General features: G+C 72.2%; 19 protein-coding genes. 8 read left to right on the top strand and 11 right to left on the bottom strand.

Annotated elements, in window-relative coordinates; translation table 11 throughout:
- Positions 1-83 precede the first annotated feature (83 nt).
- Together ACTU3I_RS03905 and ACTU3I_RS03900 are read left to right on the top strand one after the other, a co-directional pair.
- Positions 84-662: an ArsR/SmtB family transcription factor gene (locus tag ACTU3I_RS03905; RefSeq protein ID WP_442924316.1), complete on the top strand. Its 579-nt coding sequence runs from the start codon at positions 84-86 to the stop codon at positions 660-662.
- Positions 652-1854, top strand: coding sequence for an MFS transporter (locus ACTU3I_RS03900; protein ID WP_442924314.1), 1203 nt, complete (start codon positions 652-654; stop codon positions 1852-1854). Before ACTU3I_RS03905 ends, ACTU3I_RS03900 begins: the two co-directional genes overlap by 11 nt.
- Before the next feature lie 118 nt (positions 1855-1972).
- Here ACTU3I_RS03900 and ACTU3I_RS03895 read toward each other — a convergent pair whose 3' ends face one another.
- A complete protein-coding gene (locus ACTU3I_RS03895) occupies positions 1973-5656 on the bottom strand; it encodes a proline dehydrogenase family protein (RefSeq protein WP_442924313.1) in 3684 nt (1227 codons plus the stop codon).
- A gap of 99 nt (positions 5657-5755) precedes the next feature.
- On the opposite strand from ACTU3I_RS03895, the gene ACTU3I_RS03890 reads away from it, so the two are divergent.
- Both ACTU3I_RS03890 and ACTU3I_RS03885 read left to right on the top strand, forming a co-directional pair.
- Positions 5756-6469: a hypothetical protein gene (locus ACTU3I_RS03890; protein WP_442924312.1), complete on the top strand. Its 714-nt coding sequence runs from the start codon at positions 5756-5758 to the stop codon at positions 6467-6469.
- Positions 6466-7014, top strand: a complete 549-nt coding sequence (locus ACTU3I_RS03885) for a hypothetical protein (RefSeq protein ID WP_442924310.1) — start codon at positions 6466-6468, stop codon at positions 7012-7014. Before ACTU3I_RS03890 ends, ACTU3I_RS03885 begins: the two co-directional genes overlap by 4 nt.
- 377 nt (positions 7015-7391) lie before the next feature.
- Here ACTU3I_RS03885 and ACTU3I_RS03880 read toward each other — a convergent pair whose 3' ends face one another.
- The 4 genes from ACTU3I_RS03880 to ACTU3I_RS03865 form a co-directional block, all read right to left on the bottom strand.
- Positions 7392-8756 carry a hypothetical protein gene (locus ACTU3I_RS03880; protein ID WP_442924309.1) on the bottom strand — a complete coding sequence of 455 codons (1365 nt, stop codon included), beginning with the start codon at positions 8754-8756 and terminating at the stop codon, positions 7392-7394.
- Between the two features lie 22 nt (positions 8757-8778).
- Positions 8779-9342 carry an acyl-CoA thioesterase gene (locus ACTU3I_RS03875; protein WP_442924308.1) on the bottom strand — a complete coding sequence of 188 codons (564 nt, stop codon included), beginning with the start codon at positions 9340-9342 and terminating at the stop codon, positions 8779-8781.
- 85 nt (positions 9343-9427) lie between these two features.
- The gene (gene arfA / locus ACTU3I_RS03870) at positions 9428-10963 is read right to left on the bottom strand and encodes an arabinosylfuranosidase ArfA (protein ID WP_442924307.1); all 1536 of its coding nucleotides are present in this window, start codon (positions 10961-10963) and stop codon (positions 9428-9430) included.
- A 97-nt stretch (positions 10964-11060) separates the two neighbouring features.
- A complete protein-coding gene (locus tag ACTU3I_RS03865) occupies positions 11061-12080 on the bottom strand; it encodes a LacI family DNA-binding transcriptional regulator (protein WP_442924306.1) in 1020 nt (339 codons plus the stop codon).
- A gap of 76 nt (positions 12081-12156) precedes the next feature.
- On the opposite strand from ACTU3I_RS03865, the gene ACTU3I_RS03860 reads away from it, so the two are divergent.
- Together ACTU3I_RS03860 and cofE are read left to right on the top strand one after the other, a co-directional pair.
- Entirely contained in the window at positions 12157-12675 is a 519-nt protein-coding gene (locus tag ACTU3I_RS03860) for a GNAT family N-acetyltransferase (RefSeq protein WP_442924305.1), read from the top strand.
- A 1-nt stretch (position 12676) separates the two neighbouring features.
- Complete coding sequence (cofE, locus tag ACTU3I_RS03855) at positions 12677-13432, top strand: coenzyme F420-0:L-glutamate ligase (RefSeq protein WP_442924304.1); 756 nt, start codon at positions 12677-12679, stop codon at positions 13430-13432.
- Between the two features lie 69 nt (positions 13433-13501).
- On the opposite strand, the gene hutI is transcribed toward cofE, so the two are convergent.
- The 5 genes from hutI to hutH are packed head-to-tail and all read right to left on the bottom strand — an operon-like array spanning position 13502 to position 20279.
- On the bottom strand, positions 13502-14638 hold the full coding sequence (gene hutI, locus ACTU3I_RS03850; RefSeq protein ID WP_442924303.1) for an imidazolonepropionase: 1137 nt from the start codon (positions 14636-14638) through the stop codon (positions 13502-13504).
- On the bottom strand, positions 14635-15918 hold the full coding sequence (locus tag ACTU3I_RS03845) for a formimidoylglutamate deiminase (RefSeq protein WP_442924302.1): 1284 nt from the start codon (positions 15916-15918) through the stop codon (positions 14635-14637). The genes hutI and ACTU3I_RS03845 overlap by 4 nt, the downstream gene beginning before the upstream one ends.
- Complete coding sequence (locus ACTU3I_RS03840; RefSeq protein WP_442924301.1) at positions 15915-17102, bottom strand: allantoate amidohydrolase; 1188 nt, start codon at positions 17100-17102, stop codon at positions 15915-15917. The genes ACTU3I_RS03845 and ACTU3I_RS03840 overlap by 4 nt, the downstream gene beginning before the upstream one ends.
- Before the next feature lies 1 nt (position 17103).
- Positions 17104-18741 (bottom strand): urocanate hydratase, encoded by a 1638-nt coding sequence (hutU, locus tag ACTU3I_RS03835; protein ID WP_442924300.1) that lies wholly within the window; start codon positions 18739-18741, stop codon positions 17104-17106.
- Positions 18738-20279 (bottom strand): histidine ammonia-lyase, encoded by a 1542-nt coding sequence (hutH, locus tag ACTU3I_RS03830; RefSeq protein WP_442924299.1) that lies wholly within the window; start codon positions 20277-20279, stop codon positions 18738-18740. The genes hutU and hutH overlap by 4 nt, the downstream gene beginning before the upstream one ends.
- Positions 20280-20363: 84 nt before the next feature.
- Between hutH and ACTU3I_RS03825 the strand changes: the two genes are divergently transcribed.
- The gene (locus tag ACTU3I_RS03825) at positions 20364-21125 is read left to right on the top strand and encodes an IclR family transcriptional regulator (RefSeq protein ID WP_442924298.1); all 762 of its coding nucleotides are present in this window, start codon (positions 20364-20366) and stop codon (positions 21123-21125) included.
- A 39-nt stretch (positions 21126-21164) separates the two neighbouring features.
- Here the strand turns inward: ACTU3I_RS03825 and ACTU3I_RS03820 are convergent, their stop codons facing one another.
- Entirely contained in the window at positions 21165-21605 is a 441-nt protein-coding gene (locus tag ACTU3I_RS03820; protein WP_442924297.1) for a pyridoxamine 5'-phosphate oxidase family protein, read from the bottom strand.
- A gap of 163 nt (positions 21606-21768) precedes the next feature.
- Here ACTU3I_RS03820 and ACTU3I_RS03815 point away from each other — a divergent pair, with 163 nt between their 5' ends.
- Positions 21769-22947: an ABC transporter substrate-binding protein gene (locus ACTU3I_RS03815; protein WP_442924296.1), complete on the top strand. Its 1179-nt coding sequence runs from the start codon at positions 21769-21771 to the stop codon at positions 22945-22947.
- Positions 22948-22950: the final 3 nt, after the last annotated feature.

Genomic DNA, 22950 nt, shown 5'->3' with positions numbered 1-22950 from the left:
TCTCGCGCGGACGAGATCTGAAAGAGCCTTGCAGATCGGGGGGTCGCCTCGTAGTCTGAAAATCTCTTTCAGATTGGAGCATCATGGCCGAGAACCGCCGCCGCGTCGCCGACGCGAGCACGCTCGCCGCGCTCGCGCATCCGGTGCGTCTGGATGTACTCAGCTTCCTGATGTCAGCGGGGCCGGCCACCGCCTCGGCCTGCGCTCGTGCGGTCGGCGACACTCCTTCCAACTGCAGCTACCACCTGCGGGTGCTCGCAGGGCACGGGCTCGTCGAGCCGGCGCCGTCGACCGACGGACGGGAGCGCCCGTGGCGGGCGACGGTCACGGGTCTGGAAAGCGACCTCGATGCCGCCGACCCGGATGTCGCGGCCGGGGCGGCCGCCGTCGCCGCGGCGGAGCTGCGACTGGACTTCCAGCGCGCACGCGAGCACCTGCGCACGCGCGACACGCTGCCGCCGCAGTGGCGGGGCATCGAAGCGCACATGACCTACGGCCTGCGCGTCACGCCCGAGGAGGTCCAGGCCCTCGTCGGGCAGATCGACGCGCTGCTGCGTCCGTTCATCGCCGCCACGCGCACCGATGCGCCCGATGGCTCGGCCGTCGTCTCGGTGTCGACGCTGGCCTATCCTCGACCCACGTTCGACCACCGTGAGCACTGAATCCCCGACGCGCAGCGCGTTCACCGTCGTCTCCTTCCGGCGGCTGTGGGCGGCCGGGCTCGTCTCCGACGCCGGCGACTGGCTGCTCTTCGTCGCGCTGCCGCTCGTGGTTCTGCAGCTGACAAGCTCCGCCCTCGGCACAGCGGTCGCCTTCCTGCTGGAGCTCGCACCCGCCGTCGTGCTCGCTCCCCTCGCCGCCCGCCTTGCGCAGCGGTACGACCGGCGCCGGGTCATGGTGCTCGTCAACGTGGGGCAGGCGGTCGCCCTGCTGCCGCTCCTCCTCGTGGACGCCGTCGACGACGTCCCGCTGCTGTTCGCGGTGATCGCCGCGCACGCCTCCCTTGCGGCGCTCTTCGAGCCCGCCAAGAACTCGCTTCTCCCCGACCTCGTCGGTCCGCACCAGCTGGTCTCGGCGAATGCGCTCATCGGGTTGAACCAGAACCTCGGGCGTTTGGCGGGCGGGCCCGTGGGCGGCCTGCTGCTCGCCTTCGGGGGCCTGGGCGTCGTCGTCCTCGTCGACGTCGCGACCTACCTCGTCTCGGCGGCGCTCATCGCGACGGTCCGGCCGGCGAACGCGTCGCTCGCCGCAGCCCACGACGCGGGCGGCGTCTGGGCGGCCCTGCTCCTGCCCCGCCTTCGCGCCGTGTTCGGCATGATCGTCCTGGCGAGCGTCGCCCAGGGCATGTTCCAGGTGCTGTTCGTGCTGTTCGTCGTCGGTCCGCTCGGCGGCGGTGAGGCCGACGTCGGGCTCCTTCGCGGCATCCAGGCCGTCGGCGCCATCGCCGCCGGGCTTGCGCTGGGCATCCTCTCCCGGCGCGCGGATGCCACGGCTCTGGCCGCGGGCAGCACGCTGGCGTTCGGCCTCCTGTCGCTTGCCGTGTGGAATCTGCCGCTGATCACGACGGAGCTCTGGCCCTATGTGGTGCTGTTCGCCGTCGTCGGAGCCCCCGGCGTGGTGATGGTGACGGCGTTCGTCAGCCGCCTTCAGGGGGAGACCACTCCGAGCGAGCGCGGCCCCGTCTTCGCGGCGATGGGCGTGCTGTTCGCGGTCGGGCAGGGCGCCGGGCTTCTCCTCGGCGGGCTGGCCGAGAGCACGGTCGGGCTGTGGCCCCTTCTGCAGCTTCAGGGCGCGCTCTACCTCGCCGCCGGGCTCGTCGGCCTCGTAACCCTGCGCCGCCGCGTCGACGACTGAACTCCTCAAACTCCCCGCCGCGCGCCCCGAGCCGGCACCCGCGGGGCCCGATGTCGAGGAGTTGTGTCGACGGCTGGGCCGGCCACGCCGGGTCGACCGCTGGGCGGGCTCCCTCGGGTCAGATGACGGCGGTGCTCCACGGATCGCGGTTGCCGTAGCGGTGCGCCGTGATCGATATCGACTGCTCGCGCAGGAACGGCAGCAACTCGATGCGGCCCGCCGTCGTCACCTCGTCGGCGTACACCGCGACATCCGGGTCGCCGTCGAGGGCAGTCGCGAGGGCGCGGGAGAGCTTAGCGACGGTCTCGGCGGCGCCCACGAGACGCACGCGGGCGGGGCGAGGGCCGGATGCCTCATCGGCCACCGCCGCCAGGATGTCGCCGGCCCCGCCGATCCGCTCGAGCCACTCCTCGTCGCTCTCGACCGAGACGGCGACGCCCAGTTCACCCAGCGATCGGCGGACCCCCGCGGGGAGCCCGACCGGGGCGCTGAGGCCGAACGCCCCGCCGGCTCGCACCCCGGCGACGACCACGCGCAGCACGGCCTGCCACGACGCATCCGCCGTGGCCCGCACGGCGACCTCGACGGGCCGGTAGCGCAACAGGTTCCGTTCGACGCCGAGGCGCGAGACGTCCTTCACGCGGCCGAACTCACGGTCCCAGGCGAGAGCGTCCGACAGCGCTCCCCGACGGAGCCATTCGAACGCCTCGAAGCCGAGGGAGGACTGCGCCGACTCGATGAGGCTCGTGATGCGTGAGTCGAGGCCCCGCAGATGCAGCGTCGACGACGTCGGGCCGCCCGCGCTCGCCCGCCACGAGCCGAGACCGATCAGGTAGTTGGGGCCGCCCGCTTTGGCGCCCGGGCCCACCGACGAGCGCTTCCACCCGCCGAACGGCTGCCGTTGCACGATCGCCCCGGTGATGCCGCGATTGACGTAGAGGTTCCCGGCCTCCACGCGATCCAGCCACAGCGCGAGGTCATCCGGATGCTGGGTGTGCAGGCCCGCCGTCAGCCCGTACGCGACGGCGTTCTGCATCTCGATCGCGTGCGCGAGCGACGATGCGTGCAGGATGCCGAGCACCGGCCCGAAGAACTCTTCGCGGTGGAAGCGCGAGCCCGGGGCGACGCCGGTGCGGATGCCGGGGGTCCAGTACCGACCGGCCTCCTCGACGCCGAAGTCGAGCTCGCGCGGCTGCACGAGCCACCGTTCGCCGTCGCCGAGCGTGGTCAGCGCCCAGCGGAGCTTGCCCGTGGGCTCCTCGATCAGCGGGCCCACCTCGCTGAGCGGGTCGGACGACGGCCCCACCCGCAGTGACGTCGTCGCGTCGACGAGCTGCTGGGCGAAACGGCGCGAGCGCGCCACCGGGCCGACGAGGATCGCGAGCGACGCGGCGGAGCATTTCTGCCCCGCGTGACCGAAGGCGCTGCGGACGACATCGGATGCGGCGAGGTCGAGGTCGGCCGAGGGCATCACGACGATCGCGTTCTTGCCGCTGGTCTCGGCGAGGAGCGGCAGGTCGGGCCGCCACGTGCGGAAGAGCCGTGCGGTGTCCCACGAGCCGGTGAGGATGACACGGTCCACGGCCGGATGCTCGATGAGCGTGCGGCCGAGCGTCTCCTCGTCGATGTCGACCAGGGCGAGCAGCTCGCGCGGCACGCCCGCCGCCCACAGCGCCTCGGCGATCACCGCAGCACAGCGCCGCGCCTGAGGTGCGGGCTTGAAGACGACGCCCGACCCGGCGGCGAGCGCCGCGAGCGCCCCGCCGGCGGGGATGGCGAGGGGGAAGTTCCACGGCGGCGCGACCACGGTCACGCGAGCCGGCTCGAACACCGCGCCGGGGACGCGGTCGAGCTCGCGCGCGGTGGCGGCGTAATAGTCCGCGAAGTCCACGGCCTCGCTCACCTCGACGTCGGCCTCGGCGAAGACCTTGCCGGTCTCGGATGCGGCCACCTCGATGAGAGTTCCCCGACGGGCGGCGAGGATCCGCGCGGCGCGCTCCAGGACGCCCGCGCGGTCGGCGGCCGGTCGCGAACCCCAGGACGATGCGGCGTCGCGCACGCTCGTGACGACCGAGTCGAGGGCGGCTGCATCCGCCACCCGGGCGTCGGCTATCGCGGCGTCGCCGGCGGTGGACACCGCGACGCGGGCCAGCACCTCGGCCGCCCATGCCCGGTTGCCGGCGAGCGCCGGGTCGGAGTCGGCGGCGTTTCGGAACCCGGGCGCGCCCGCGGCATCCGGAGCCACCTCCGACTCCCGCTCGGAGAAGACCGCCGTCTCGACGAACGCCTCGCCGCCGAAGAGCACTCGTGCCGGATCCTCCTCGGGCGACGATCCGCGGGCGATCCCGAGCACGGCCTGCGTCATGCCCTCTTCCGCGCCCGCGGGAGCGCGTGTGAGGCGCGGCGCATCGAGGTCCACGGATGCCGCCCGATCCTGGCCGCGGTTCGGACCGACGGCCAGGTCGGGGTCGCTCGAGCGTCCCACGGATGCCAGGTACCGATCGCGCTCCCGGTCGAACAGGTCCGGGTCCCCGGCGAGGTCGAACGCGGCCGAGAGGAAGTTCTCCCCCGACGCGTTCTCCTCGAGCCGGCGGACCAGGTAGCCGATCGCGACGTCGAACTCGTCGGGACGCACCACCGGCACGTACAGCAGCACGTGGCCGACCTCGCGGGCGACGGCGGCCACCTGCCCCTGCGCCATCCCGAGGAGCATCTCGAACTCCACCGCGTCCCGCACGTCGCGCTCCCCGGCGAGGAGCCACGCGTGGGCGACGTCGAAGAGATTGTGGCCGGCCACCCCGACGCGGACGGCGGCGGCCGATTCCGGCCGCAGCGCCTCGTCGAGGCAGCGGAGGTAGTTCGCATCGGTGTCGACCTTGCGGTCATAGGTGGCAAGAGGCCAGCCGTGAAGGATCGCGTCCACGCGCTCCATCGCCAGGTTCGCGCCCTTCACGAGCCGGATCTTGATGCGCGCACCGCCCTCCGCGACCCGCTGCCGCGCCCACGCGGTCAGCTCGCGCAGGGCCGGGAGGGCGTCGGGGAGGTAGGTCTGCAGCACGATCCCGGCCTCGAGGCTCGACAGTCGCGGATCTTCCAGCAGCCGCGTGAAGACCGCGATGGTCAGGTCGAGGTCGCGGTACTCCTCCATGTCGAGGTTGATGAACGTGCCGTCGGACGCGGCACTGAGATAGAGCGGCAGGAGGCGCTCGCTGACGCGCTCGACGAGATCGTCGAACGCCCACAACGACACGTGCGAAGCGATCGCCGAGACCTTCACCGAGACATAGTCCACGTCGGGCCGTTGCACGAGATCGTGGATGCCGTTCAGCCGACGGGTGGCCTCCCGCTCGCCGAGGACGGCCTCCCCCAGCAGGTTGAGGTTCAGCCGCGCGCCGCTCTCGCGAAGCTTCGTCAGGGCGGGCCCGAGCTTGTCGGGGCGCGCATCGACGACGAGGTGGCCCACCATGTCACGCAGCGCCCGGCGCGCCAGCGGCACGACCGGAGCCGGGAGGGCGGGGGCGACCGCCCCGCCGACCTGCACGGCACCCTTCAGGTACCACGGCAGGAAGTCGGGCACGAGCGGTGCGATCCGGTGCAGTTGCGACGCTGCCGCGGCCAGGCTCTCGGGACGCATCACGCCGTCGACGAAGCCGATGGTGAACGGCAGTCCCTGCGGGTCGCGGAGCACCCCGGCCAGGCGCGCGGCCGACGCGTCGACCGGCTCAGCGGCGGCCTCGGCGACCCAGCGGCGTGCGAGCTCGACGGCCCGGTCGGCCAGATCGGGGGCAGGGTCGGAGAGCATGACTTCAGCGTAGGTGCGACGGGTCGTCGCATCCGGTCTCGCACGCCGGGCGACCGGGCCACGCGTGACCGCGTCCGCTGCGCGCCCTAGGCTGTCGCCGTGAGCGGTGGAGAAGGCGGCGGCCCGCGCACCCCCGCGCCCGAGACCCCCGCCGCGGCCGAGCAACCTCCCCGGTCCGGTCGCCTGGCGTGGGTGCGCGCAGCGAGCGACCGCGTTCCGACCACCTGGTTCGCGGGGATCGCCACCGCGCTGTTCCTCGCCGCCACCGCGGCGTTCGGCGGGTTGTCGGACGTGCCGGTCGCCGCACTTCCCGAACTGGAGGCGGGCGCGCGCCACGACAGCGAGCAGGTGGCCCTCACCGTGGAGCGGGCCGTGCTCATCGACGAGTTCCCCGAGGCCGGCATCACCGTCGAGCCCGGTCAGCGCGTGCTCGCTCTTCTCGTCACGGCCGAGAATCGCTGGACGAAGCCGTTGGCCACCACCGGATCGAGCGGCGCCGTCTCGCAGACGCTGCGCCTGCCGTCGATCAGCGGTGAAGGGCCGGTGTCCGTCGCCCGCTTCGACGACGCCACGACGGATCCGCGGCTGCAACCGGGCGTCCCCGCCCAGCTCGTCGCCACCTGGGCGGTGGAGGCGGATGCCCTCAGCGAGGGTGATCGGCTGCGCGTCGAGGTCCGCGACGCGCAGCTGTACACCGGCTCTTTCGTCACGGACGGCCAGACGTGGTCGGACGCCGCACCGGCGGCCCTCGTCACCGTGCGCATCGAAGACGTGGGCGCCGGTGCGGACGCCGAGGACGGCGGCGACGGATGAAACCCTGGATCGCCTGGATGACGGGGGTCGCGCTTGTCGCGGCGGCATGGCTCGTCGCCCTCCTCACCCCCGGCGAAGACGCCGCGCTCGCGCCGTTCGCCGTCACCGCCTCGCTCGACGAGCAGGTGGTCTCCCGCACTCTCACGGCAACGGTCAGCAACCCTCGGATCGCCGAGCGGGTGGCGGCGGGCGGATGGTCGGCCGACGGGACGTGGCTCGTCGTCGACGCGGAGCTGGAGGCCACACGCGAGGAGGACCGGAGCAGGGTGGGGGCGGCGACACTGCAGATCGGCGAGCGATTCTTCGAGGCGAGCGAACGACCGCAGAGCATCTACGGCGAGGGCCTGGCCGTCGGCATCCCCCAGTCCGGGAGCCTCGCGTTCGAGCTTCCTTCCGACGCCATGGACGAGCCGGCGGCCGTGCTGCGCCTGGCCACGAATTCCGACACCCGCCTCGACGAACTCATCGAGATGCCCCTCGACCTGGGCGATCTGCCGCGCGTGGGCGAGACAGAGCTCGCGGACACGGACTGGAGTCGCGGATGACGCGCGGCTGGTGGCGGCGGAACGCGCTCGCCCTGGGCGCCGTCGCCGTGCTGGTGCCGGCGACAGCGCTCGTCATCGGGGGCAGCGAATGGTGGACATACAACTCGGGACATGCCGCCCTGCCGATCACCGTCGACGCCGACGGGGCGACGTCGTTCGCAGGAGCGCAATTCGGACCCGCCGAGATCCGGGAAGCCGCCGCCGACCCTGAGGCGGAGCTCCCGGAAGGAACGAAGCTCCTGGTCGTGACGGTGCCTGTCGACACCGGGAACGCCCCGCTGCTATGCGGCTCTCCCGAGCTGCGGGAGTTGTCCGGAACGGGGCGACAGTGGCGCCCCACCTCCACGACGGGCAGCTGGCGCTCCGATGACCCCGCGCTATGCCCGTCCGACCTCGCCGGGCGCTATGTCATGACCGCGCCCTTCCTCGTCCCCGACGATCTGTCCGGGCCCCTCGGTGTCGACGTCACTGTCGGCGACGAGTTGCCGCGCTTCCTGCGACTCGTCGTGGACGTGCCCTGACGGCACGACAGGGGCACCGATGAGCGCGCCGACCGTGGCGTCGTACGCACTGGCGACGAGAACCGTGCGCACCGGTTCGATGATCAAGGGCACGGCGAGGAACACCAGAGTGTCGGCGACCATCCAGAACGACGCGAGGTCGTGGGGCCCGACGAGCCGCGTGATCGCGATCCCCAGCATCCGCTCGCCGAGGATCAGCACGGTGTAGAGCAGGACGTATCCGCCGATGAGGATCGGGCCGCCCCGCCACATGAGCACGATCGCGCGCCAGATCGGCCGGAATCGCGCCCCCATCCCGGCCCCGATGTCGGACAGGCGACGGCGAAGCCGCGCCGGCAGGCTCCCGTACCTTCCGCGCACCCGATCGAGGGCGGCGGCGCGGATGCGCACCTGCTGGGGTTCGACGGCCTGCCCGTAGATAACTCCGGCGATCGCGAGCCAGGCCAGCGGCAGCAGGATGATGCCACCGAGCTCGCCGAGAAGCCATTCCACCGCCGACCACACCCACGCGATGGGCGCGGCGGCGTCGGCGAGCCAGCCGCGGAGGTCGGCGAGCCAGACCATCGCCTGCCTCGAGTCGACCCATCCGGTGATCTGCCCGATCGCCTCCGAGATGACATAGAGGCTGAGGAAGACCCACACCGCCTCGAGGTACACCGCTCCCAGCGAGAGCCACTTCGGCAGTCGAGCCGACCAGCGCTTCCACGCCCAGCGCCCGGCGAAGGCCACCGCGATGACGGCCAGCGTCCACGGCTCGAAGCCGAGTTTGTCGACGGTGCCGGAGGTGTCGATCTCCACGCCGGCGGCGGCGCCCACCCATAGCCGATCGGTCTGCACCTCCAGCGCGCGAGCGGTGTAGGCCTGCACGTCCTGGCGGAGGAAGCCCCACGCGGCGTACACCGCGAAGAACGGCAGGATCGCGGAGAGGAGGGCGTCGCGGAACGCGCGGCGGCGCGATGCGCCGTCGACCGGCAGCGGCGCGATGGCGCCGAGCCGCCGCATCCCGTCGCGGAGCACCAGGAACATGGCGACGAAACCGATCAGGCGCGACAGCGCAGCCAGCGGCAGCAGAAGGAAGCCGCCGATCGCCGTGTACGCCCCGACGAAGCCGGCCAGCTCTATCGCGAGATAGCGTGCGAGCGCGCCGGCGAGAAACCAAGCGACGAGCGCGGGCCAATGAGCCAGCAGCAGTCGCCCGATCGTGGTGAGCACCTCGCGCACGCTCCTCACCCTAGCGAGCGAGTCAGTCCCAGATGCTCGGAGCGGGGCGCCGCGTCGACGGCAGGGCGGATGCCGCGGCCCACTCGTGCACCCACGGCTCCACGTCGGGGAGGCCCTCGGGATAGCCGACGGCCGCGAAGAGCTCTTCGTGACCGAGCGTCCCGCCCGCGCGCTTCAGCACGCGCGCGCGGATGAGCGCCCGCGCGTAGATCTCCCCGCGCACGACCGCCCGGTGCTCGAGGTAGAGCGCGCGGTCGTCGTGGCCGAGGAACCGCGTCTCGATCGTGAACCGCTGCCACAGCTGGAGCGACTTGCGGAAGGTGATCGTCTCACTCGAGACCACGGGGTACCACCCGCGCTCGCGCATCGTGTCGAGAAGGCCGGTGCGCACGAGCAGGTCCCAGCGACCCAGGTCGAACACCGAGAGATACCGCCCGTTGTTCATGTGCCGCAGCACGTCGATGTCGGTCGGGAGCGTGGTGACGCGGATACGGCCGACCGCGGTCGGCTCGACGCGTCCTCCCGGACGGCGGGCGGCACGACGCGCGCGAGCGAGGACGAGGAGGGTGCGCCAGAGCATGTTCACGATCCGCGATCGTAGCCATCCGCGGACTGCGGGAGCATTCCGTTGTCGATCCTCCACAGCGTGCGCGCGCCCGCGCGCCGGCGGATCAGGCGCGCGCGACGTCGAACTGCACCACCGCCCACGACAGCGGCGGCAGGGTCGCGCGCAGCACGCCGTCCTCCACCGCGACACCACGAAGCGGCACCAGGCCGACGGCATCCGGCGCCTCCTGAGTGTTGGCGGCGTTGCGGTCGGCCCCCTCGGGCACCGTGAGCACCTCCGCGGCCCGCACCCCCGTCACATCGAGGCCGCGCAACTCCACCGCCACCTCGGAGTGCTCCCGCAGCGACCGGTTCGCGACGAAGAGCGCGATCCGGCCGTTCTCCTCGTCCCACGTCGCGGCCGCGTCCACGACGTCGACGTCGCCGAACTTCGCCGTGGGCACCTGCGAGGCGTCGACCGCGAGCCGAAGGATCTGTCCGCGCGCGTGCTCGGCCATGCGCGCGAACGGCCAGAAGATGCTCTGCCGCCACGCCGGGCCGTTCTCCTCGGCTCGGATGGGCGCGATGACGTTGACCAGCTGCGCCTGATTCGCGATGCGCACGCGGTCGCCGTGGCGCAGCAGGCTGTGGAGGAAGGTGCCGACCACGACCGCGTCGGTGACGGAGTAGGTGTCCTCGATGAGTCGCGGATGCTCCCGCCACCCCTTCGCCACGCGACCGGGCTGATCATCGGTGTCCAGGCCCTCCATGTACCAGACGTTCCACTCGTCGAACGAGATGTCCACCTGCTTGCGATGGTTGCCGGCCGCCTTGACCGCGTCGATGGTGGCGACGACGCCGTCGATGAACGCGTCCATGTCGACCGCCTCAGCCAGGAACGACGCGGCGTCGCCGTCGCGCTCCTGGTAGTACGCGTGCATCGAGAGGTAGTCGACCTCGTCGTACGCGTGGGTGAGGACCGTGTGCTCCCACGTGCCGAAGGTGGGCATCGACCGGCCCGACGAGCCGACCGCCACGAGCTCGAGGTCCGGATCGACGAATCTCATCGCCTTGGCGGTCTCCTGCGCGAGTCGCCCGTACTCGTGCGCGGTCTTGTGCCCGATCTGCCACGGCCCGTCCAGCTCGTTGCCGAGGCACCACAGCCGGATGTCGAAGGGGTCGGCGGCGCCGTTTCGCCGGCGCAGGTCCGACCAGTACGTGCCCCCCGGGTGGTTGGCGTACTCGACCAGGGCACGCGCCTCCTCCACGCCGCGCGTGCCCAGATTGACCGCCTCCATCACCTCGACGTCCGCCTCCCGGGCCCAGTCCACGAACTCGTGCAGTCCGAAGGCGTTCGTCTCGATCGTGTGCCACGCGCCGTCGAGCCGGCGGGGGCGGTCTTCGGCGGGGCCCACACCGTCTTCCCACCGGTATCCGGAGACGAAGTTGCCGCCCGGGTATCGCACGACCGTCGGGCCGAGCTCTTTCACCAGCGCGAGCACATCTCGACGGAAGCCGCGCTCATCCGCCTCCGGATGGCCGGGCTCGAAGATGCCGGTGTAGACGCAGCGGCCCATGTGCTCGACGAACGAGCCGAAGAGGCGCCGGGGCACGTCTCCGATCGTGAAGTCGCGGTCGATGACGATGCGGGCGCGGGGCATGGTTCTCCTGTCGGATTTCGGATGCGATGGCGTCACTGGCCGGCGAAGGCGGTGGTCGCGATCATTACATCGATGTAATCCAGAAGGCAAGGAAGAACTAGCCGGCGGGGAGGGTGCTGTCGCGCTCGACGAGGCGGTGCGGGATCGTCACTTGGCGGGGGGCGAGATCACCGGTCTCGATCCGCTCCGCGAGGAGGCGCACCGCCTCCGCCGCGAACCGGCGACGATCGAAGCCCACGGTGGTGAGAGCGGGTGTGGTGAATCGGGCGATCTCGACGTCGTCGAATCCGCTCAGGCGCACGTCCTGCGGAACGCGCCGCCCCGCGCGCGCCAGTTCGTGCATGACGCCCACCGCGAGGGAGTCGGTGAAGGCCACGACGGCGTCGATCTCGACGCCCCGCGCGGTCAGCTCCCGCAGCGCGGCCGCGCCGCCCGCCATGCTCCACGGGACGTTGATCTCGCGGGCGGGATGCGGCTGCAGCCCCGCACGGGCGAGCGCGTCGTGGAAGCCGGCGAGGCGGAGGCGGCTGGTCGCAGTGGCGAGCTCGGGCCGCTCGTCGCCTCCGACGACGGCGATCCGGCGGCATCCGCGCGCGAGGAGATGCGCTGTCACGTCGGCGGCCGCCCGCCTGCTGTCGATGAGCACGCGATCGGTGCGGTGCTGTTCGACCTCCCCGATGAGCACGACGGGCGGAAGGTCATCAACACGATCGATGACGCTGTCCTCCAGGCGCACGGGGTTGAGGATGAGGCCGTCGAGGAGGTGTGCCCTGGCGCGGGAGAGCAATCCCTGCTCGCGCTGAGGGCTCCTCGCGGTCTCGTCGACCTGCACCGCGAAACCCCGCTCGTGAGCCTCCTCGACGAGATAGTGGAGCAGGTCGGCGGAGAACTCCGTCGCCAGCTCGGGGAGGGCGACACCGATCGTCCCCGAGCGTCCGCTGCGCAAGCGCCGCGCGCTGAGATTCGGCACGAAGTCGAGGGCGCGCATCGCGGCTTCGACCCGCGAGCGCGTCTCAGGCCGCACGCGGACCGATCCGGTCAGGACGTTCGACACGGTCTTGGGCGAGACGGCGGCGAGCGACGCGACGTCTTTGACGGTCGCCCGGGGCGTGCGCATCTGTTCAGGATAGGTCTCGCGTCACCGGCCTCGTGAGGATTTCCCCCGCCCGCATCCGCCCGCGTAGAGTCTGGCCATGAGCGCCGAGATCCCCGCCGAAATCCGAACCGACATCGTCGTCCGGCCCGTGCGCGACGTGGATGCCGAAGCCCTCGGGCGGGTGCACGCCACATGCTGGCACGAGACCTACGACCACCTCATCAGCAAGGCCGCGCTGGAGAAGATCTCTCCGAAGCGGATGGCCGAGCTGTGGACGCACTGGGCTGTGCAGGGGCCCGAGTTCACCATGCGCGCCGCCCTCGTCGGCGGCGAGATCGTCGGGTTCGCCGGGTCGGGTCCCGCGCGCGACCGGGACGCGCCGCGCGGCCGGGAGCTCTACTTCATTTACCTCCTCGACGCGTGGCACGGCACCGGCATCGGCCAGCAGTTGTTCGACGCCGTCGTCGGCAAGGGCGAGGAGCTGTACCTCTGGGTCGCCGACGACAACCCGCGCGCCCACCGCTTCTATGCGCGCAACGGCTTCACGCTCGACGGCTCGACCCATACCGAGCCGTTCCTGGGCGAGACGCTGACCGAAGTGCGCTTCGTCCGCTGACGTGCTCTCGGTCTGGGCGCTCGACGGCATCGGCGAGGTGACGCCGGGCACCGATCTGGTCGCCACCATCGCGGATGCCGCCGGCGGAACGCTCGCCGACGGCGACATCCTCGTCGTGACCTCGAAGATCGTGTCGAAGGCCGAGGGCCGCATCATCGAGGCGGCCGACCGCGAGGACGCGATCACCGCGGAGACCGTGCGGGTGGTCGCCTCGCGGCCGACGTCCACCGGGCACGTGACCCGTATCGTGCAGAACCGCCTCGGCATGGTGTCGGCCGCGGCGGGCGTCGACGCCAGCAACACCCCGGAGGGCACGGTGCTGCTGCTTCCGGAAGACCCGGATGCCTCGGCTCGCGCGCTCGCCGAGGGTCTGCGCGAACGCACGGGCGCCGCGATCGGGGTGATCGTGTCCGACACGCTGGGCCGCGCCTGGCGCGAGGGGCAGACCGACGCCGCCATCGGGGCGGCCGGCGTGCTGGTCTTCGAAGACCTTCGCGGTCGGACCGACGCCGAGGGGCGCCCCTTGGTGGTCACGATGCCGTGCGTGGCCGACGAGATCGCCTCGGCGGCGGATCTCGTGAAAGGCAAGGCCGCGCGACGCCCCGTGGCCGTGGTGCGGGGTCGCGCCGACCTGGTGGGCTCGCTCGACCTCCCCGGCGCTCGCTCGATCGTGCGGCCTCTCGAGCGCGACATGTTCCGTCTCGGGGCGGACGAGGCGTACGCCGAGGGCTTCGCCGCGGGCCGCTCCTCCTCGTAACCCCCTCGTCTTGCGTGAATCGGCTGCTAAGACCCGGGTTTTAGCAGCCGATTCACGCAAGTGGCGGGCTCAGGTCACGACGCGGGCGACGAGAGGGACGCCCGGACGGTAGGCGAGGTGGGTCGCCGTCGGCGCGTCGAGCACCACGAGCCCGCCGGTCGCGCCGACCCGCAGATGCCCGACGTCGTCGCGGCGCAGAGCGCGCGCGCCGCCGGCCGTCGCGGCGAAGAGCGCCTCCCGCGGCGTGAAGCCCATGTCGCGAACGGCCACGGCGATGCAGAACGGCATCGACGACGTGAACGACGAGCCCGGGTTGCAGTCGGTCGCGATCGCCACCGCGGCGCCGGCCTCCCGCAGCCGCCGGCCCGAGGGATACGGCTGGCGCGTGGAGAACTCCACGCCGGGCAGGAGTGTGACGACGGTGTCGGATGCCGCCAGCGCGGCGACGTCCGCGTCGGTGAGGTGCGTGGCGTGGTCGACGCTCGCCGCTCCCAGTTCCGCCGCGAGCTGCGCGGCGCCGGAGGGTCCGAGCTGTCCCGCGTGCATCCGCAGGCCGAGTCCGCGCGCGGCCCCCGCCGTGAGGATGCGGCGCGCCTCGTCCTCGGTGAATGCCCCGTCATCGCAGAAGACGTCGATCCACCGCGCGTGCGGCGCGCAGGCGTCGAGCATCGGCCCGGCCACGAGGTCGACATAGGCGCCGCGGTCTTCGGCGTACTCCTCCGGCACGACGTGCGCGCCGAGGAACGTCGTCTCCGGGGTGAGCGTACGGGCCAGGCGGAGCGCCCGCTCCTCGTCCTCGATCGTGAGCCCGTACCCGCTCTTGATCTCGACCGTCGTCGTCCCCTGGCGTCGCATCTCGGCGACGAGAGCCCGCGCCCTCGCGAGGAGCGCATCGTCGTCGGCGGCGCGGGTGAGGCGCACCGTACGGCGTATGCCCCCGGCGGCATACCGCTCCCCCGCCATCCGCGCTTCGAACTCATCGGCGCGGTCACCCGCGAAGACGAGGTGGCTGTGGCTGTCGACGAAACCGGGCACGACCGCCGCTCCACCGACATCGACGATGTCGTCGGCATCCGGCGCGTCGCGATCGTCCCCCACCCACGCGACCGCGCCGCCGTCGATCACGACCGCCGCGTCGTGACGGACCGGCCGCTCGTCCTCCCAGGTGGTCAGCTCGCCGATCCCGCGGACGACGATCGCGCTCATCCCCACACCTCCCCGATCGCTTCGGCCAAGCGTGCACCCACGTCCACGCGCGCGCGCCCCTCGCGCACGACCCGAACGCCTCCCACCACGACCTGGGCGACGTCGGCGGCGGATGCGGCCAGCCACAGCTGACCGGGCTCTGCGCCGGCGGTGCGAGGGGTGTTCAGACGCAGCGTGACGAGATCGCACTCGGCACCCGGCTCCAGTCCACCCCGCCACCCGAGGCTGGCGTAGCCGTCTACCGTCGCCGCCCGTACAAGCTCGGCCGGGGAGAACACGCCGCGCCTTCCCGAACGCAACCGCTCGTGGCCCTCGAGCGCGCGCAGCTCGTCGAACGGGTCGACCACGGCGTGCTGGTCGCTGCCGATCACGATTCGCGCTCCGGCATCGGCGAACGCACGCGCCGGCCCGAGTCCGTCGGCGAGGTCGCGCTCGGTCGTGGGGCACATGCAGACGAAGCTCCCCGACAGGTCGGCGACGTCGTCGGCGGTGACGTGCGTCGCGTGCACGGCCGTGAAGCGCGCGCCGAGGGCGCCCGCCTCGCGGAGCAGGCGCACCGGCGTCTGCCCGAAAGCCGCACGCACTTGCGCGTTCTCCGCCGGCTGCTCCGACACGTGCGCGTGGAGCGGCTCGCCGGCGGTGGCCTCGACGACGCGCTGCACGTCATCGGGGTCGGCCGCTCGCAGCGAGTGCACGGCGGCCCCTCGTCGCACGGTCCCGCCGCTCGCAAGCGATTCATGCCGCCCCAGCCATACGTCTACATCGCCGCCGCCGAAGAGCGTCTGCGCGTCGCTCAGCGCCAGAGGTCGCCCGCTCCCGTTCCGTCCGCCGTACCGGTAGAGCGTGTCGAGGAGCGTCAGCCGGATACCGGAATCCCGCGCGGCCTGCGCCACAGCATCCGCCATAACCGTCGTCGGATCGCGGTGGACGTAATGGAACTCGCCCACGGCGGTGTACCCGGCCTCGAGCAGTTCGGCGTAGAAGGCGCTCGCCAGCGCGTGGTACCGCTCCGGATCGAGCGCGGATGCCGCGGCGTACATGCGCTGACGCCACGTCCAGAAGTCGCCGCCGTCGTCGTGGGTCCGTCCTCGCAGCGCCCGGTGGAAAGCGTGGGAGTGCGCGTTCGCGATGCCCGGCAGGGTGAGGCCCGCCAGGCGCGTGTCGCCCGGTTCGGCCGGACCCGCCGCGACGGAGCGGATGCGGCCGCGCTCCTCCTCGACCCGCACCCCGCTTCGCACCTCCCCGCCGACGACGGCGTGCTCGAGCCAGTAGGCGCTCATGCCGTCTGCCGCCGGATGAGTTCGGCGAGTGCGCGCACGCCGGCGGCGGCATCGGACTCCTCGGCGCGCTCGTCGGGGGCGTGCGAGACGCCGGTGGGGTTGCGCACGAACATCATCGCCGTCGGCACACCCGCGAGGGCGAGCACGCCGGCGTCATGGCCGGCACCGGACGGGAGAACCGGGACGTCACCATCGATGACCGCCGACACGTCGGCGGTGAGAGCGCGGTCGAACCGGGTGACGGCCGTCCAGCTCTCCTCCACCGCCGCGGCGGCGCTGCGTTCCTCGATCCGCGCAACAAGGGCGCGCACGCGCTCCGGCTCGGCGCCGCGCGCGTCGATCCACAGCGAGGCGCGCGACGCGATCGCGTTGACGGCCCCGGGGTGCACCCGCACCCGCCCGACCGTCGCGAGCACGTCGAGCTCCTCGGCGGTCTCGCGAACAGCCACGATCGCGCGTGCGAGGGAGAGCACGGGGTCGTCGCGGTCGGCGAGCGCCGTCGTGCCGGCGTGATCGGCGCGGCCGGTGAGGTCCAGCCGCCACCGGCCGTGCGGCCAGATCTCGCTGGCCACTCCGAGCGGCGCGCCGGCACCGGCGAGCCCTCGCGCGCCTCCGGGAAGGAGCATCCGCCCCTGCTCGACGTGCAGCTCGACGAACGCCCGGATGCCCGCGAGGCGGCGCGGATCCGCGCCGACCCGGGCCGGATCGAACCCGGCGGAGGTCATCGCCTCCGCGAGGGTCGTGCCGTCGTCGTCCCGCAGGCTCAACGCCCGGTCCGGCGTCATCGCGCCGGTGAGCAGGCGCGATCCGAGGCAGGCCACTCCGAAGCGGCCGCCCTCCTCGTCGGCGAACACCGCGAGAGCGAACGGCTGCTGCGGCTGCCATCCGCTCGCCCGCAGCTGTTCGACCGCGGCGAGCGCCCCGGCCACCCCCAACGGTCCGTCCCACTCGCCGCCCGAGGCGACGCTGTCCAGGTGCGAGCCGACGACGAACGCGCGGCCCGGCAGGTCGCCGCCGGCCCACGCCCAGAGGTTGCCGTTGCCGTCGACCTCCACGTCGAGCCCCGCGGCGCGCGCCCGCGCGCTGAACCATTCGCGAAGCTCCGCGTCGTCGCGCGTCCAGGCGAAGCGGGTCACCCCGCCGTCGGGGTCGCGGCCGATCCCGGCCAGCTCGTGCAACAGCACGTCACTCGCCCTCGCGCATCGGGATGCGAAGGCCCCGCTCATCGGCGGCGGTGACCGCCTCGTCGTACCCGGCGTCCACGTGCCGGAGCACGCCCATGCCCGGGTCGTTGCGCAGCACACGGGAGATCTTCTCCCCGGCCAGTGCCGTGCCGTCGGCGACGGTGACCTGACCGGCATGGATGCTGCGGCCGATGCCGACACCGCCGCCGTGGTGGATCGAGACCCAGCTCGCCCCCGACGCGGTGTTCACGAGCGCGTTCAGGAGCGGCCAGTCGGCGATGGCGTCGGAGCCGTCCTTCATCGCCTCGGTCTCGCGATACGGGCTCGCGACCGACCCGGCGTCGAGGTGATCGCGGCCGATCGCGAGCGGAGCAGCGAGCTCGCCCGAGGCCACCATGTCGTTGAACCGCTCTCCCGCGCGGTCGCGTTCGCCGTAGCCGAGCCAGCAGATGCGCGCCGGGAGCCCCTGGAAGTGCACCCGCTCGCCGGCGAGGCGGATCCAGCGCGCGAGGGACTGGTTCTCGGGAAACAGCTCCAGTACGGCGCGGTCAGTGCGAGCGATGTCGGATGCCTCGCCCGACAGCGCCGCCCACCGGAACGGCCCCTTGCCCTCGGCGAAGAGTGGGCGGATGTACGCGGGGACGAACCCGGGGAAAGCGAACGCGTCGGCGTACCCGGCCGCCTTCGCCTCGGTGCGCAGGTTGTTGCCGTAGTCGAACACCTCGGCGCCGGCCCGCTGGAATCCGACCATCGCCTCGACGTGGAGCGCCATCGACTCCCGCGCACGCTGGGCGAAGCCGGGGTCCTGACGTGCCTCGGCCCAGTCCTCGAACGCGACGCCGAGCGGAAGGTAGGCGAGCGGGTCGTGGGCGCTCGTCTGATCCGTGACGATGTCGATCTCCGCGCCGCGCGCGAGAAGTTCCGGCACGAGCGCGGCGGCGTTGCCGAGGACACCGATCGACAGCGCACGCCGCGCATCCCTCGCTTCGTACGCGAGGGCGAGGGCCTCCTCGAGCGATCCGGCTTCGACGTCGAGGTAGCCGTGCTCGATCCGACGCGCGATCCGCGACGGATCCACATCGATGCAGATCGCGACGCCGTCGTTCATCGTCACGGCGAGGGGCTGCGCGCCCCCCATGCCGCCGAGTCCCGCCGTCAGGGTGATCGTGCCGGCGAGGCTCCCGCCGAAGCGCTTGGCAGCGACCGCGGCGAAGGTCTCGTAGGTGCCCTGGAGGATTCCTTGCGTGCCGATGTAGATCCAGGAGCCCGCGGTCATCTGCCCGTACATCGTGAGCCCGAGAGCCTCCAGACGCCGGAACTCGTCCCAGTTCGCCCAGTCCCCGACGAGGTTGGAGTTGGCAAGGAGAACACGCGGCGCCCACTCGTGGGTCTGCAGCACGCCGACAGGCTTCCCCGACTGCACGAGCAGCGTCTCGTCACCGCGGAGCGTCTCGAGCGTGCGGTAGATCGCGCGGAGGCTGGCGTGATCACGGGCCGCCTTCCCGGTGCCGCCGTAGACGACGAGCTCTTCGGGGTGCTCGGCGACCTCGGGGTCGAGGTTGTTCTGCAGCATCCGCAGGGCGGCCTCCTGCGGCCATCCGAGCGTGTGCAGTGCGGTCCCGCGGTAGGCGCCGGTCATGAGGTCTCCTTCTCGAAACGGGTCGCGTCGGCGGCGCGCAGCAGTGCACCCGAGACGACGAGGTCGGTCGCGGCCTGGATCTCGGGCGCGAGGTAGCGGTCGGGGCCTGCACCGGGCACGCGCTCGCGCAACGCCTCGACCACGCGAGCCGTGGCCGGGGCCGCGCCTTCCGCGCGCATCTCGATGCCGCGTGCGGCGGCGAGGATCTCGATGGCGAGCACGCGGGAGAGGCCGTCGATCGCGCGACGGAGCTTGCGCGCGGCGGTCCACCCCATCGACACATGGTCCTCCTGCATCGCGCTGGTGGGAATGGAGTCGACGGATGCGGGGGCGGCGAGCCGCTTCAGCTCGGTGACGATCCCGGCCTGGGTGTACTGCGCGATCATGAGGCCGCTGTCCACGCCGGGATCGCCGGCGAGGAACGGCGGCAGGCCGGAGCTGCGCGAACGGTCGAGGAAGCGGTCGGTGCGGCGCTCGCTCATGCTGGCGACGTCGGCCGCGGCGATCGCGAGGAAGTCCAGGACGTACCCGATCGGGGCGCCGTGGAAGTTGCCGTTGGATTCGACGCGGTCATCCAGCGTCACGACCGGGTTGTCGATCGCGCTGGCGAGCTCGCGATCGGCGACCTGGCGCGCATACGCGGCGGTGTCGCGCGCGGCGCCGTGCACCTGCGGCGCGCATCGGAGCGAGTACGCATCCTGCACACGGGTGAAGCCGGTCGTCCGGTGGCCGGCGATCACCGGCGAGTCCTGCAGCATCCCGCGCATCACGCGCGCCGACTCGGCCTGACCGGGGTGCGGGCGCAGGGCCTGCAGGTCGGACGCGAACACGCCGTCCGTACCGGCGAGACCCTCCACGCTGAGAGCGGCCGCGATGTCGGCGGTGAGCAGCAGCGCGTCGAGGTCGTGCAGGGCGAGCGCGAGCATTCCCAGCATCCCGTCGGTGCCGTTGAGGAGAGCCAGGCCCTCCTTCTCCTCGAGCACGAGGGGGGCGATGGCGGCGGCCTCGAGGGCGGTGGCCGCGGGAACACGTGCGCCGGAGGCATCGTCGACCTCCCCTTCACCCATCGCCGCGAGCGCGCAGTGCGCGAGCGGCGCGAGGTCGCCCGAGCAGCCGAGCGAGCCGTACTCGCCGACGACGGGAGTGATACCGGCGTTCAGCAGCGCCGCGTAGGTCTCGGCAACGATCGGGCGCACTCCGGTCCGCCCGGTCGCGAGCGTGGCCAGGCGCAGCAGCATCGTGCCGCGGACGACCTCGCGCTCCACCGCGGGGCCGGCGCTGGCGGCGTGACTGCGCACGAGGGAGCGCTGCAGCTGCCGCCGGTCGGACGGCGGGATGGACGTCGTGGCGAGGGCGCCGAATCCCGTCGAGACGCCGTAGTGCGGCTGGGCGTCGTCGGCGAGCCGCTCGATGACGGCGCGGGTGTGCGCCATCCGCTCGAGGGCGGCGGGGGCGAGCTCGACGGTGGCGTCGTGCCGGGCGACGGCGACGACGTCGGCGATGCGGAGGGGCGCTGCCCCGACCAGAACGGCGGACATGCTCCCAGTGAAGCGGCGCACCTCCCGGCGCGCATCGACGCCGGACGATATGATGTCTGAAATCTCAGACACATCGGAGCTCGCATGACCCAGGTGCCCGCCGCACGCAGCGCGCTGCGGATGCTCCGACTGCTCGCGGAGCGCAGCGCGCCCGTGCCGGCGTCAACGCTCGCGCGGGAGCTCGGCGTCCCGCGCTCGTCGCTGTACCAGCTCGCCCGGGCGATGATGGACGAGGGCTTCCTCGTGCACTACCCCGAGGAGCGCGCCTACGGACTGTCCGCCCTCGTGTCCGAGATCGGCGCGGGGTCGCTGCAGACCGACCGCCTCCGGCGCATGACGCATCCGCTTCTGGAGCGCCTCGTCGCGGCGGCGCCGGTGCCCGTCGTGGGGCACCTGGCAGTCCTCAGCGGCGCCGAGGTCACCTACGTCGACCGGGTGTCGGCCCCCCGCGCGCCGACGACGGTGTCGAACGTCGGGGTGCGCCTCCCCGCACATCTGACCGCGACCGGGCGCGCAGCGCTCGCCGCGCTGGCGCGCGACCAGGTGCGCGCGCTCTATCCGCACCGCGACTCTCTCTATCGCCGCGTCGGGCCGGGGCCCACGACGCTCGGCGAGCTCGATGAGCTCCTCCGCCAGGCGCGCAGCCGCGGCTGGGCGACCGAGGACGGCGACATCACGCCCGGCTACGCATCGGTGGCCGCGGCATCCGCCGACCGCAACGGCTACCCCGTGGCATCCATCGGTCTGACCTTCCGCACGCTCCCCGACGCGGCGGCTGTCGCTTCGCTCGGCGCCGCCGTTCGCCAGTCCGCTGCGGCTCTCACCGCGCGCCTGGCCGGGCACTGACGCCGCCCGACCGCGACCCGGGCAGCGGGTCGTCGCGCTTCAGCGGGGCCTGGCCGTGCGGCGGTCCCACGAGAAGAGCAGCGCGGGCGTCACGCGTATCCACTCGTGCCGCCCGTCGGAGCGATACGCGTCCGCACCCAGATACTTCGCGGCGTAGGCGGACTCGATGTGGCCGCGCTCGGGAGGAGCCGGGTCCTCGATCGTCGCCAGACCGCGGATGGTGACGCCTCGGAGTTCGGCGAACTCCTCGCCGTCGTCCACTGTCACGGCGACGCGGGGGTCCCGTCTGATGTGGCCGGAGCGCGCACTGCGCACGAGGGAGTGCAGCCAGAGGCACTCGCCGTGCCAGACGAACCAGAGGGGCGCGATGCGCGGCGCTCCGTCGGAGCCGATCGTGGCCAGCCGGCACGTGCGCGCACTCAGCAGGTACCGATCCCGCTCCGCGTCGGTCATGGCCAGCCGGCCGCCGGATGTCTTCACACGGCACCTCCCTTCAGAATCCGACCTCGCAAGCGCCGCCGCGATGTGATCTAATCGTAATAGTCGATGCTGACGGCAATATCGAATTCAATTATGGTATCCATTACGGAGCGAAGAAGCTTCGCGTGCTGAGCAAGCACTCATGATGAGCAAGGGAGCAATCGTGCGAGAGCGTAAATACGGCGGACGAGCGGCCGGGGTCGCCATCCTCGCCGCCGCCTCACTGGCACTGGCCGGATGCGGTGGGAGCACCGCGGCCGCGGATGCGGAGGGGTCCGGCGAGGTGCCGGCGGAGGTGCTGATCGGCGCCACCCTCCCCCTGACGGGAGCAGGGGCGGCCTACGGCAAGCTGATGCTCGACGGTCTGCAGTTGGGCGTGGACACCCTCAACGAGTCCGGTTACATCGAGGGCACCACCTTCAGCATCGACGCCCGCGACAGCCAGGCGGAGGCGAACCTCGCCGTCTCGCAGACGCGCGAGCTGATCAGCGAGGGCGCGGTGGCGATCGTCACGGCCTACACCGCTCCGCCGCTCGCGCAGACGCCTGTCGCCGCACGGGACAAGGTCCCCGTCTTCAACGGCGGCGGCAGCGACCCCGTTCAGCTGGAGATGGACTACCTCTGGGGCAACGTGATGATGATCACGCAGGAGGCCGAGGCGCTGATGGGCTGGGCCAAGGACGAGCTCGACGTCGCCGACGTCGGCATCCTCTTCCAAACGAGCTTCACCGCGAACGCCGGTGAGCGCGTGCAGGAGGCGGCCGAGCGCGTGTTCGGAACGCCCGCAACACTCGAGAAGGCCGACCACACTGCCACCACGGTCGGGCCTCAGCTGGACCGCCTCATCGCGGCCGATCCGGATGCGATCTACCTGCAGGTCGATGGCACGACGGCATCGATCGCTCTCAAAGAGCTGGTGCAGCGCAATGTCGACATCCCCATCCTGACCTCCGCGGCCGGCCTGGGAGTCCCCGAGGCGCTGGACAGCCCCTCCCTCCAGCTGTACGGCACCAGCCAGGTCTCGAACCCGACCGAGGAGTTCTCCGCGGCCTACGCGACCCTCGACGACTACGCCGATCAGCAGCCGCCGAACATGTACTTCATGAACTACTACAGCATCGCGCAGATCATCGCGCAGGCGCTGAAGACCGCCGCCGACGAGGGCCTGCCCGCCAACGGGGACGGCATCGAGCAGGTGCTGAACACCTTCCCGACGTTCGAGACCGCGGCCGGTCAGTTCACCTTCACCGAGAGTCACGGCGCCAGCGGTGAGATCGAGATCATGAAGGTCGAAGACGGCAAGCCCACGTCGGTCGGCGTGGTCGAGGCACCCGCGGTCTGAATG

It is taken from the genome of Microbacterium sp. RD1 (genome assembly GCF_052220165.1).
Taxonomy (GTDB): domain Bacteria; phylum Actinomycetota; class Actinomycetes; order Actinomycetales; family Microbacteriaceae; genus Microbacterium.
Note: the sequence above shows the minus strand (reverse complement) of the source record. Positions and strands in the feature narration are given on the sequence as shown.